Origin of the sequence: Pseudochrobactrum sp. sp1633 (assembly GCF_030376605.1) — a bacterium.
GTDB lineage: Bacteria > Pseudomonadota > Alphaproteobacteria > Rhizobiales > Rhizobiaceae > Pseudochrobactrum.
Map to the genome: position 1 here is coordinate 1 of NZ_JARRAE010000016.1, position 11933 is coordinate 11933.

Below are 11933 nucleotides of genomic sequence, written 5' to 3' on the forward strand. Positions count from 1 at the left end.
GATAAGTATTATTGTGCTTTAAAAGATAAGTTTCATTATTTAAAATGTTTAAATATAAGTAGTATTTTATTTTTTCTTTTATTGTATGTATCGTATAATAATTACCAGTTGCTTTTGTGGTGTGAAATTGCGGAGCTTCTTGTGGATTAACTGCGCGGCTGATAATTGCCGGTGCGCTGTCGCTATCATTTCCAAAAGCAAGAAACCCGTTGCTATCCGCCTGATAAAATAAGGAAGCATCAAAGCTCTCCGGAGCGGGATGATCGCTTCGCGGACGATGTGCAGAATGGCTGAATAAAGTATGACTGCTAAGTATTTCGGATGAACTTGGTTTCGGAATTAATATGAGTGAAAATACATTGTCATTCTCAATTGTTGCTTGTGCCTTTATATAAAAATCTTCTGCATTTTTAGGGCTCAGAGTGAATAAAAACATACGGCTTCCTCGGGAAGAATTTATTTTCAATGATATTAAGTTACATTTTCAGATGTATCGCCTGATTTATTTGACAGGTCTTATCTCTCTTTTTTGAGGTGAGCTAAGCTTGCGCAAGGGGGTAAATTCGCATCATGATGTGTGCTTTAATTGATCGCCAATATTGCACTTGAGCGGGTGCAGGGTTATAGCCGGTTAAGAGAAATTTCTTGCGGGCTGCATTCATGCCGGACGACCGGCGGCGATCACCGCATTTCGCATTTATCGGAGAACGACATGTCCGTCGATTTAACTACAGTCAAGCGCGTTGCGCATCTTGCCCGTATTGCGGTCAGCGAAGAGCAGGCCGAGAAAATGACCGGTGAACTCAATGTCATTCTGGGCTTCGTACAATCGCTTGATGCCGTAAATGTTGATGGTGTGGAGCCGATGACCTCGGTTATTCCAACCGCGATGCGCCTGCGTGAAGATCAGGTATCTGATGGCAATATCGCTTCGGAGATCGTGTCCAATGCGCCGATTACAGAAGAAAACTTCTTCATGGTGCCTAAAGTTATCGAGTAGTCCCGAGCGTTAAAATCGCTAATATCCTTCTGCCGTTCCGCATTCAATTTGAGATTTTGCTCCCGTTTCCGGTATTTGAATAAGCGCGCGGCACAACCGAGCCTGAACAGGATTAAAAGAATGACCGATTTAACCGCACTCACCATTGCCGAGGCGCGCGATAAGCTAAAAGCAAAAGAGTTTACAGCGACAGAGCTGACGCAGGCTTATCTTGATGTGATCGATGCGGCCAATGGTGCGCTGAATGCCTATGTCAGCGTTACGCATGACAAGGCGCGTTCGATGGCCAAGGCGTCTGATGAGCGTTTGGCAAAAGGCGAGGCCGGTGCGCTGGAAGGTATTCCGCTCGGCGTGAAAGACCTTTTCGCGACCAAAGGTGATCATACGCAGGCTTGCTCGCATATTCTCGATGGCTTCAAGCCTGATTATGAATCAACCGTCACAGCCAATCTCTGGGCAGACGGCGCGGTCATGCTTGGTAAGTTGAACATGGATGAGTTCGCGATGGGCTCCTCCAATGAAACATCCTACTACGGTCCTGTTGTCAGCCCTTGGCGTGCAAACGGCTCGGAAGATAAGATTGTGCCGGGCGGATCTTCTGGTGGTTCTGCTGCTGCTGTTGCTGCACGTTTGTGCGCTGGCGCTACGGCAACCGATACCGGCGGTTCTATTCGCCAGCCTGCGGCTTTCACCGGCACTGTCGGTATCAAGCCGACCTATGGCCGTGTATCGCGTTGGGGAACAGTTGCATTTGCCTCTTCACTCGATCAGGCCGGCCCGATTGCCCGCGATGTGCGCGACAGTGCAATCCTGCTGAAATCTATGGCTTCGGTTGATCTGAAAGATACAACCTCTGTGGATCTGCCTGTGCCGGATTATGAAGCAGTGCTTGGTAAATCCGTCAAAGGCATGAAAATCGGTATCCCGCGTGAATATCGCGTTGAAGGTATGCCGGCAGAAATCGAAAAGCTCTGGGCGCAGGGCGTTCAGTGGCTGAAAGATGCCGGTGCGGAAGTTGTTGATATTTCGCTGCCGCATACAGATCAGGCGCTGGCCGTTTACTACATCGTGGCTCCGGCTGAAGCCTCATCCAATCTGGCGCGTTATGACGGCGTGCGCTATGGCCTGCGCGTTCCGGGTAAAGACATTGTTGAAATGTACGAAAATACCCGTGCGCAAGGTTTCGGCAAGGAAGTTAAGCGCCGTATCATGATCGGTACTTATGTGCTTTCCGCCGGTTATTATGATGCCTATTATGTGAAGGCGCAGAAAATCCGCACGCTGATCAAGAAAGACTTTGAAGATGTGTTTGCGGCCGGTGTGGATGCAATTCTGACACCTGCAACACCATCAGCAGCTTTTAAGCTTGGTGATAAGGAGTTGGCTGCTGATCCGGTGAAAATGTATCTCAATGATATTTTCACAGTCACAGTGAACATGGCTGGTCTGCCGGGTATTTCGGTTCCTGCCGGTTTGTCTGAGAATGGTCTGCCGCTCGGTCTTCAGCTAATTGGTCGTCCGTTTGAAGAAGAAGCATTGTTTCAGGCAGCTCATGTGATTGAGCAGGCCGCAGGTCAGTTCACACCTAAGCGTTGGTGGTAACAACGCATGCAGTTTCGGCAGGCAACCACCGCTGATCTGGCGATGATTGCCCGCATCGGAGCAAATGCATGGGCTTCTCATATATTTAGTTATGAAACAGAAAAGCCGGATCAGCGTGCACGTGCTGAACTGGCTTTTTTGCATTTTGCGCAAGACTATTGGCCGCAAATTCTGGTTGTTGAGCACGAGGGCATTCTCTGCGGATGGGGCGCGCGCGATACAAACGCGAATTATATTTCTGACGTTTGGGTTGATCCGGCACATCACGGGCAAGGCATTGGTACAATGCTCGTTGACGGTCTGCTGGCGCAAATTGTTTTGCTTGGCTTTCATGCAGCCGAAATCGGTACGCATGCACGCAATCTGCCAGCCATAAGACTGTATGAAAAATGCGGTTTCCGGATTGTTGAGCGGTTTGACGAATGGTCAGACAGTCTGGAGCGCATTGTGGAAAAGGTAAAAATGCAGGCTGATTTGTAATATCGCTTGCTAAAAATGCACAATGTTCCTATTTTGTTCTGCAAATAATGCGGAAAAATCAACATGCGTAAACCTGATCTGCCGGAACGGCTATATCTCGATTTTGATAGTTTTTTTGCCAGTGCCGAGCAGCAGATGAACCCTGCATTGCAGGGCAGGCCGGTTGGCGTTGTGCCCCATGCCAGTGAGTTTACCGGTCTGATTGCAGCCAGTAAGGAGGCCAAAAAACTCGGCCTGAAAACCGGTACATCTGTGCGCGAAGCACGGGCAATCTGTCCTGATATTGCAATTATCGAGGCGCGGCCGGATGAATATGTCAAGCTGCACCACAAGATACTGGATATCATTGATACGGTACTGCCGATAGGTGATGTGCGTTCGATTGATGAGCTTGTCTGCCGTTTGCTGCCGTCCGAGTCCCGTCAGGCAGAAGCTCTGGGACTGGCAATCAAAGCAGCATTGCGTGAGAAACTTGGTTCTGCACTGACCTGTTCCATCGGTGTCGCACCCAACGAGTTGCTGGCCAAAATCGCCGCTGAAATCGACAAGCCGGACGGGCTGGTGATTGTGCAGCCTGAGGATATTCCGCGTCGTTTTTTGAAACTGCAACTGCGTGATTTGCCGGGCATTGCTGCCGGTGTGGAAGCACGTTTGCTGCGCTCTGGTATTACAACGGTTGAAGAACTCTGGAAGATCAGCCCAAAACAAGGGCGGGCGATCTGGAATAGCGTAGAGGGCGAGCGTTTTATCGCCGGATTACATGGTTATGCGGTTGAGAAACAGGAGACGCAGCGCCGCATGTTCGGTCATGGTCGCGTGCTGCCTCGGGATTGGCGCCAGCCGGATAAAATTCTGCAATGCGCACGCCTGCTTTGTATGAGTGCATCACGCCGTTTGCGTAAAGAACATTACCGCGCCGGTGCTTTGGTCTATGGCTGGCGTATCAAAGGACATGACTCTGTTTCCGTGGAAGGCGTGTTCCCGCCGTCACGCGATGATCATTGTTTTCTCACCTGTCTGTCGCAGCTACACCGACGATTGCTGATGCATCCGGCGTTTCGCGGGGCTGATTTCCGGCAGGTCAAGAATGTACATATTTACCTGCATCATCTGTCCGGCGAGGTGGTGGATAGCCATGATTTGTTTGACGAGCCGCAGCAAAAACAACATCAGCAACGCTGGGAGCAGATTTCCGATACGCTGGATCGCGTGCGCAAACAATTCGGCTCTGATGCCTTGAGCCTCGGGCCATCCATTGCCCCCGGCTCTTATATAGGCGGCAAAATCGCCTTCGGACGTATTCCTGATCTGGATGATTATTGATCTGCTTTAATGCAGAGTGTTTAATCGCTGTCAGATGGAGCAGATTCCGGCTGGAACAAAATATCGGCTTGATCTGCGAAGGCTGCAAAATACGGCATAGTATATGCCTGTTTTCCCGTTCCATGCGCGATCATAACTATAGTGCCGGTTTACTCTCAATGATTGTCTGACGGCCCGCATGGCTGTGAGAAGAGAAGCGATCACAGCTCAGATGCGCAATATTGAAACCGGATATCGCTGTAAGCTGCACATATAAAGTGGTCTTTCCGGCTTCTGCTAATCCGCATATTCCGGCAATTAAAATACTTTTATTGGCTGCTTCAGATTCAAGACGCTGTTGGAGCCCATCAATTGTCCGGATTATGGCTTTTGCTGCACAGATCAGCGGCTCCGGTTGAATGGTCAGTGCAATTCAGATCAGAATATAGTGTCAGGTTGGAGCGCATTCCGAAAAGTGTGAAGCACCTATGCAGGGAAACCAGTTCGCCGGACTGATTTCTTGGCCTGCTTCGATCGGGACGAGAAGCGCGTAAAGTTAAATTAATAGAGCGGTTCTGAAGTTTCAATATGAACCGGAACCGCTCTGGAATGACGTTTGACAGTATCACCAATGCAAAAGGCAAAGCCTTGGGGAAGTCTTAAATATCCAGTTCCTGAACGAATTCAGCATTTTCCTGAATAAAGCGGAAGCGGGCTTCCGGCTTTGTGCCCATCAGGTCATCGACTGTGTTTTTGGTCGAACCATGCTCGTCTTCAGCCAGATCCACACGCAGCAAAGTGCGGTTTTTCGGATCCATTGTGGTTTCTTTCAGCTGATCCGCACGCATTTCACCCAGACCCTTAAACCGACCGAGTTCAACCTTGCCTTTGCCGGTAAACATGGTGCGCATCAACTCGTCCTTATGCGCATCATCGCGGGCATAAGCCACTTTACCGCCCTGACTGAGACGATAAAGCGGTGGCACTGCGAGATAAAGATGCCCGCCGGTAATCAGCTGCGGCATTTCCTGATAGAAGAAAGTGATAAGCAGCGATGCAATATGCGCACCATCCACGTCAGCATCGGTCATGATGATGATGCGGTCATAGCGCAGATCATCTTCACGGTAGTTTTTGCGCGTACCGCAACCCAGAGCTTGCACCAGATCACCGATCTGCTGGTTTGCTGTCAGCTTGTCACGTCCGGCACTGGCAACATTGAGAATTTTACCACGCAGCGGCAAAATAGCCTGATTGGTACGGTTGCGCGCTTGCTTGGCAGAGCCACCAGCCGAGTCACCCTCAACAATAAACAATTCCGCACCGGCAGCTGAGTTCTGCGAGCAGTCAGCCAGCTTGCCCGGCAGACGTAATTTGCGCGTTGCAGTCTTACGGGTTGTTTCTTTTTCCTGACGACGGCGCAAACGCTCTTCAGCGCGATCAACCACCCAGTCAAGCAGTTTCGAGGCTTCCTGCGGCGAGGCTGCAAGCCAATGGTCGAACGGATCGCGGATTGCATTTTCAACGATACGCTGCGCCTCAACCGTCGCCAGCTTATCTTTGGTCTGGCCAACGAATTCCGGCTCACGAATGAAAACCGACATCATACCGGCGGCAGAAATCATCACGTCATCGGTGGTGATAACTGAGGCACGTTTATTATTGGTCAGTTCCGCATAGGCTTTGAGACCGCGTGTCAGAGCAAGGCGCAAACCTGCTTCATGCGTGCCGCCTTCACCGGTCGGAATAGTATTACAATAGGAGTGGACAAAACTGTCACCGCCATACCATGCAATCGCCCATTCAACCGCGCCGTGCCCGCCTTGTTTTTCAGTCTTACCGGAGAAAATCTCTCTGGTGACCATGAACTCTTTGCCAAGTGATGCGGCGAGGAAGTCCTTCAGACCACCCGGAAAATGGAAAACAGCTTTTTCCGGAATGCCTTTTTTAGGGTCAAGCAAGGACGGGTCACAGGACCAGCGAATTTCAACGCCGCCGAACAAATAGGCCTTTGATCGCGCCATACGATACAGGCGCTCAGGATCAAATTTGGCATTCTTACCGAAAATATCCGGATCAGGATGGAAGCGCACGCGCGTACCGCGGCGGTTATGCACTTCGCCCAGTTCTTCCAGATCGCCTAACGGCAGACCACGCGAAAAGCGCAGGCGATAGAGGCGGCGGGCGCGTGCAACTTCCACTTCCAGCAGATCGGACAGCGCATTGACCACAGAAACACCAACACCGTGCAGACCACCGGAGGTCTCATAGGCTTTGCCGTCGAACTTACCACCGGCATGAAGCTTAGTCATAATCACTTCAAGCGTTGATTTTCCCGGCACCTGCGGGTGATTTTCAACCGGAATACCGCGGCCGTTATCGCTGACTGTCAGAAAACCTTCTGCATCAAGATGAACGTCAATAAAATTGGCATGGCCAGCAACGGCTTCATCCATCGCATTGTCGATAACTTCGGCAAACAGATGGTGCAGTGCCTTTTCATCAGTGCCGCCAATATACATGCCCGGACGCAAGCGAACCGGTTCCAGCCCCTCAAGCACGCGGATCGCCGAAGCATTATAATCGCTGCCATCCGAGCTTGCAGGTGCAGGGCGCAGATCTGCGGAAAGCGTCGGGGATGGAGTGGCGGGTTTGGCAGGAGAGGGAGGAACGACAATAGCAGGCGCAGCTTTGCTCACGGAGACAGCAGCCTCTGCCGGTTCAGACAAAGAAGACGAAACAGCTTCGGCAATGTTTTCAACCGGCTCGGGCTGTAGTGCCTGACGCCCGCGCGCATTGCTGAGAATATTCGAAAATAGATCGTCGCTATTATCCATGTGAAATGGCCGGCCTGTTCGTTCAAATAGATACGGAGCATTTTGCAGCTGAGTGAGGTTTTTCAGTGCTGCAACAATGCGGGAATAATAAGGGTAGGGAGCGGGCTTTCTTTTCAGAAAATGAAAACCGCTCCGGAATTGCGAATAATCGAATCATGGCAAGTTTGGCATGTTCAAACCAATAAAGCGATAAAGGTTCGCTTTACGTTCTTGTTTAAAAGCCGGAAATCCTGACTTTTCCGCAGATTTATTTGTTTGAACAATTACGGCGCAATTGTCAAACAGCTGCTGCCCGCACCAAAAGCTGTTAAGCGGGCTCTGTGACCTTAAAGTGACGGCATTGCACAATAAAACCACCGGCTGGAGAGATAAGTTGCGTAAACCCATGAGCCGTGATGAGAAGTGTGCATTGAAATGAAGCAAGACTGTCGCGTGACAGTGTGAAATGAAGGCGGTTTTACCGCGGGGGAATGACTATGCAGGACCGGTTACAGCCGCATGTGCGCGGAATGATCACTATGATCTGCGCTATGCTTATTGTGCCGCTGATGGATGCAACAGGCAAATGGCTGGCGATGGAAGAACATATTCCGCCTGCCACAATCAGCTTTATGCGTTTCTTTGTGCAGGGTCTTATCAGCCTCGGTGCAATATTGATTTTCAGCCGCGGGCTGGGGATGAAAACACAGCATTTGTGGGGAAATTTGTTTCGCGGTTGCCTGCTGGCGCTTGGCAGCCTGTGCTTTTTCACGGCTGTTAAATATATGCCGCTTGCCGATGCGCTGGCGGTCTTCTTCGTAGAACCGCTTATTCTGACCGTTCTTTCGATGATTTTCCTCAATGAGAAGGTGGGCTGGCGCCGTCTCAGCGCTGTGCTTGTAGGCCTGCTCGGAACAGTGATCGTTATTCAGCCAAGCTGGAGTGTTTTTGGCTGGTTGTCTGTATTACCGATGATCTCAGCACTGCTTTTTGCAATTTATCTGGTTTTGAACCGCAAATTCGGTATGAATGAACGCCCTGTTGTGATGCAGCTTTACGCCGGTATTGGCGGCAGTCTGATGGGGGCTGCGGTTATGATTTTCGGTGAGGCAACCGCAATCGCTGATCTGCAATTCGCCCTGCCGCATACGCTCTTTCCGTGGTTTATGCTGATTATGATCGGTGTCTTTGCTGCAAGCGGGCACTTGCTGGTGGTTCAGGCGTTTCAGTTGGCACCGGCCTCCATTCTGGCTCCATTTCAATATGTCGAGATTGTTATGGCAGTCACCGTCGGTCTGATCTTTTTTGGCGATTTTCCAAGCCTGTCAAAATGGTTTGGTATCGCGATTATCATAGGCTCAGGAATTTATGTTTTTATCAGAGAGCAAAAACGAAGCGCTGAGACGGAAAAAGCAATCCTGACTGCGTAATGAACAATAATAAAGGCGGCATAAAAGCCGCCTTTATTATTTAAAACAACATATTAAAAATGTTTCTTGTTATTTTACATCACCGAAAACATCGCGAAAACTTTGTTTCAAAGCCTGATCAAGATCGTCCATTGAAACCGGTAAACCCAGATCAACCAGACTGGTCACGCCATATTCTGCAATGCCGCATGGAACAATACCACCGAAGTTTTCCAGCTGCGGCTCCACATTAATCGAGATGCCGTGAAAACTGACCCAGCGGCGCAGGCGAATGCCGATAGCAGCAATCTTGTCCTCAGCCATTGAGCCGTCAGCAAGCCGTGGCTTTTCCGGCCGCATAACCCATACGCCTACACGGTCTTCCCGCCGCTCGCCTTTGACATTGAAGCTGTCCAGTGTGCGGATGATCCATTCTTCGAGCGCGGCTACAAAAGCACGGATATCTTCACGGCGTCGTTTCAGATCAAGCATCACATAGGCAACACGTTGGCCAGGGCCGTGATAGGTGAATTCACCGCCGCGTCCCGTTTTGTATACCGGAAAACGGTCGGGTGTGAGCAAATCTTCCTGTCTGGCACTGGTACCTGCTGTATAGAGCGGCGGGTGTTCAACCAGCCAGACCAGTTCATTTTCTGTGCCTTCACGGATCGCGGCAACGCGCGCTTCCATAAATGCTTCAGCATCAGGATAGGAGGTCAGGCCATCGGCAATAAGCCACTCAACCGGCGCGAAACCATCGGCGGCAGGAAACTGAGCGGATAAATTATTACGATCGGTTACAGGGCGATTCTGGGTAGGGGCAATTTCTGTCATAATAATATTCAGGTAGAGATTGCTGCGTGTAAAATCCAGATGGCAAATTGACCGCTATCTTTTGAAGACTGTGGTTTCTCAGCAGGCTGAGAGGAGTGAAAGCCAATACGTTTTTACCCTAGTCGTACGGGGCATATAAACAAGAGCATAACCGCCTGAAGAATGAGTATGTCAGCCCTATGAAAAGTTGGTGTTCTTTGAAATCTGCCATTCACCCTCAGCATTAAGTTCCACACGCTTGTTTCCACGGTAGAAAATAGGGTTTCCGGTTTTCTTATCCAGAGAGAAGCGGCTAGGTGCCAATCTGTCTTCTTCATAGCCATTCGTTGCTAGGCTGAGCGCTTCCTTGAACTTACCGTCTTTGCATAAGCTTTTGAAAAGAGTCAGGTTCATTATTATAACTTTCATTAATCGGCATGGCTTGAATGTAGGCTTGTAGGGGCTTCTTGCGCATTAAGCCACAGTGACTATGCCGATTAAAGAACTTTCCGTGATCGAAAAGGGGGCTATAGGGAGGAATTCAAGCACCCAAAAACCAAATCTGAGTATCGTCAGTCACTGACAATCACAACCAGAAGTCACGCATGACAACCGGCCTCACACGTAACTCCTCAGCATCACAGCAATTTATATGACGCAACCTTCTGCACTATTCCGGTGTCAGGACGATTAATGCAGTTTTCGTGGTGCTCATCAAAACCAACAAAAAATAATGGAGTAACTTATGGCTGGAATAGCTAAGGAAGTCACCCGTCTGCCGCAGGTCGCTACCGTATCGGCTCAAGGCTATTCTTTTATCGGGTGGATTGGTGGCTAGTTGTGACGCGGTGAGGTGAAATTACGATTCTTTGAATGAGATAAGCGCAATAATTACTTAATGAAGGTGAGGGATTTGCTTCAAGTTTGCGAATAAAACCAATGGGTGTTTTGGGAGTTAGGTGAGGGATTTTTTTTATATATAAACATAAATAACGTAATGTTATTATTAGCTTATTCTTCCTGAATGCAGGGAAAGAATGGTGCGGTCGAGAAGACTCGAACTTCCACGGGTTGCCCCACAGCGACCTCAACGCTGCGCGTCTACCAATTCCGCCACGACCGCACTGTGTGGTAGAAACCGAATTGCTTCGGTGACCGCGATGTAGCAAATCACTATTGGGGTGACAAGCCAAATTATTCGTTTCATTGCATTTTTTTTAAAGTAATTCACAGAAGGCGGTTTTTTCCCGCGAAACGTGGCTTTTACAATATGCGCAATAAAGGCAACGACCTGATTTTATAGGCAGAAAAGTGCGCAGCTGCTGTTTCACAGGTGAATTTGCACGGGAAAACCAACTGAGATTCGTATTTCAGGAGATTCTTTTTTCAAAAAACCACGCGCTGCAGCCTTTCAATATTCTCCAGCTGTTTGCGTGTTTCCTGATAGCCGATGTCTATTGTCTCGGCGGCGCGATGAAACTCCGTCAGGCCGATATGTCCGATAGTGGGCATTAATACGATATCAGGCGGATCGCCTGCCATGCGTGCCCGTGAAATTCTGTCCTGTATGATGTTGAATGCGTCCATCATAACGCCAGTAATGCCTAGGCGTGATTCATGGCTTATTACTCCCGCCTGTGCGGGACTGATGGTATCTTCATTTCCGGCGCGTGCAGGGCTGGTATATTTGACAACAGCTGCACGGCCGAACTGATCATAATTGAGGTTCACAGCCAGTACCAGTTGCTGCTCGTAAGCGCGGCACACGGAAACCGGCACCGGATTGACCAGAGCCCCATCCACCAACAGGCGGTGATCGTAGCGAATAGGCTCAAAAACACCAGGCAGAGCATAAGAAGCACGCATGGCTAATATGAGAGAGCCAGTTGAAAGCCAGATTTCGTGTCCGGTGCGTAATTCAGTGGCAACCGCAACATAAGGACAGGGCAGATCATCAATATTGAGGCCCTCAAGATGCTGGTGCAGCTTGCGGTCGAGTTTCATTCCGCCAAATAACCCGCTGCCGCGCAATGTGATGTCCATCAGGCTGAACATGCGTCTGCGTGTCAATGAGCGTGCGAACTCTTCCAGTTCGTCCAGTTTGCCTGCCAGATAGCAGCCGCCAACCAGAGCGCCTATAGAGGTGCCTGCAATCATGGAAATTTTGATATTCGCTTCAGTAAGTGCCCGTAAGACACCAATATGCGCCCAGCCGCGTGCCGATCCGCCGCCTAAAGCAAGCGCAATTGGCTGAGGTGCTTTTAAAACTGCAGGGCTGGATATTTCTGCGGAAGCTGGTGGCGTAACATTGAGAGATGTCCGGCGGCGCGGTACCCATGACAGCATGCAAGATCTCCTGAATATTCTGATTTTTAAAACCAGATTACAGGAACTGTTACATTGAGACTATGGCTTTCATGCGGAATAATTTGAATTGAGGTGAGCATCATTCAGATAGTCTTATTTGTATGGAATTTTATGGTTTTGATGAAATTAATGCAATGTTAATAA

The 11933-nt window shown here is 49.6% G+C and carries 9 protein-coding genes, 1 tRNA gene and 1 pseudogene; 5 read left to right on the forward strand and 6 right to left on the reverse strand.

All coding sequences use genetic code 11. The features are described from left to right. A partial coding sequence (locus P8H26_RS14880) for a hypothetical protein (protein WP_289633943.1) occupies nucleotides 1–436 on the reverse strand: 436 nt, incomplete at its 3' end. A 276-nt stretch (nucleotides 437–712) separates the two neighbouring features. On the opposite strand from P8H26_RS14880, the gene gatC reads away from it, so the two are divergent. The 4 genes from gatC to P8H26_RS14900 all read left to right on the forward strand — a co-directional run bounded on the left by gatC (nucleotide 713) and on the right by P8H26_RS14900 (nucleotide 4405). After that, nucleotides 713–1000, forward strand: coding sequence for an Asp-tRNA(Asn)/Glu-tRNA(Gln) amidotransferase subunit GatC (gene gatC / locus P8H26_RS14885; RefSeq protein WP_289633944.1), 288 nt, complete (start codon nucleotides 713–715; stop codon nucleotides 998–1000). A 120-nt stretch (nucleotides 1001–1120) separates the two neighbouring features. After that, on the forward strand, nucleotides 1121–2602 hold the full coding sequence (gene gatA, locus P8H26_RS14890; RefSeq protein ID WP_289633946.1) for an Asp-tRNA(Asn)/Glu-tRNA(Gln) amidotransferase subunit GatA: 1482 nt from the start codon (nucleotides 1121–1123) through the stop codon (nucleotides 2600–2602). A 6-nt stretch (nucleotides 2603–2608) separates the two neighbouring features. After that, a complete protein-coding gene (locus tag P8H26_RS14895) occupies nucleotides 2609–3082 on the forward strand; it encodes a GNAT family N-acetyltransferase (protein ID WP_289633948.1) in 474 nt (157 codons plus the stop codon). A 63-nt stretch (nucleotides 3083–3145) separates the two neighbouring features. Continuing rightward, nucleotides 3146–4405, forward strand: a complete 1260-nt coding sequence (locus P8H26_RS14900; RefSeq protein WP_289633950.1) for a type VI secretion protein ImpB — start codon at nucleotides 3146–3148, stop codon at nucleotides 4403–4405. A gap of 638 nt (nucleotides 4406–5043) precedes the next feature. Here the strand turns inward: P8H26_RS14900 and parE are convergent. Beyond that, nucleotides 5044–7221 carry a DNA topoisomerase IV subunit B gene (gene parE / locus P8H26_RS14905; protein ID WP_289633951.1) on the reverse strand — a complete coding sequence of 726 codons (2178 nt, stop codon included), beginning with the start codon at nucleotides 7219–7221 and terminating at the stop codon, nucleotides 5044–5046. 476 nt (nucleotides 7222–7697) lie between these two features. On the opposite strand from parE, the gene P8H26_RS14910 reads away from it, so the two are divergent. Next, nucleotides 7698–8630: a DMT family transporter gene (locus P8H26_RS14910; RefSeq protein ID WP_289633953.1), complete on the forward strand. Its 933-nt coding sequence runs from the start codon at nucleotides 7698–7700 to the stop codon at nucleotides 8628–8630. 69 nt (nucleotides 8631–8699) lie between these two features. On the opposite strand, the gene lipB is transcribed toward P8H26_RS14910, so the two are convergent. The 4 genes and pseudogenes from lipB to P8H26_RS18175 form a co-directional block, all read right to left on the reverse strand. Beyond that, nucleotides 8700–9443: a lipoyl(octanoyl) transferase LipB gene (gene lipB / locus P8H26_RS14915; protein WP_289633955.1), complete on the reverse strand. Its 744-nt coding sequence runs from the start codon at nucleotides 9441–9443 to the stop codon at nucleotides 8700–8702. Nucleotides 9444–9620: 177 nt separating this feature from the next. Further along, nucleotides 9621–9836 carry a hypothetical protein gene (locus P8H26_RS14920; RefSeq protein WP_289633956.1) on the reverse strand — a complete coding sequence of 72 codons (216 nt, stop codon included), beginning with the start codon at nucleotides 9834–9836 and terminating at the stop codon, nucleotides 9621–9623. Between the two features lie 624 nt (nucleotides 9837–10460). Further along, nucleotides 10461–10545 (reverse strand) — tRNA-Leu (locus tag P8H26_RS14925). Between the two features lie 562 nt (nucleotides 10546–11107). After that, a pseudogene (locus P8H26_RS18175) lies at nucleotides 11108–11678 on the reverse strand (patatin-like phospholipase family protein); the annotation flags it as partial. Between the last annotated feature and the right edge of the window lie 255 nt (nucleotides 11679–11933).

What these genes read in the sequence shown, in the direction of transcription:
- gatC (WP_289633944.1), top strand. Translation starts at nt 713, where the DNA reads ATGTCCGTCGATTTAACTACAGTCAAGCGCGTTGCGCATCTTGCCCGT.
- gatA (WP_289633946.1), top strand. Translation starts at nt 1,121, where the DNA reads ATGACCGATTTAACCGCACTCACCATTGCCGAGGCGCGCGATAAGCTA.
- P8H26_RS14895 (WP_289633948.1), top strand. Translation starts at nt 2,609, where the DNA reads ATGCAGTTTCGGCAGGCAACCACCGCTGATCTGGCGATGATTGCCCGC.
- P8H26_RS14900 (WP_289633950.1), top strand. Translation starts at nt 3,146, where the DNA reads ATGCGTAAACCTGATCTGCCGGAACGGCTATATCTCGATTTTGATAGT.
- parE (WP_289633951.1), bottom strand. Translation starts at nt 7,221, where the DNA reads ATGGATAATAGCGACGATCTATTTTCGAATATTCTCAGCAATGCGCGC.
- P8H26_RS14910 (WP_289633953.1), top strand. Translation starts at nt 7,698, where the DNA reads ATGCAGGACCGGTTACAGCCGCATGTGCGCGGAATGATCACTATGATC.
- lipB (WP_289633955.1), bottom strand. Translation starts at nt 9,443, where the DNA reads ATGACAGAAATTGCCCCTACCCAGAATCGCCCTGTAACCGATCGTAAT.
- P8H26_RS14920 (WP_289633956.1), bottom strand. Translation starts at nt 9,836, where the DNA reads ATGAACCTGACTCTTTTCAAAAGCTTATGCAAAGACGGTAAGTTCAAG.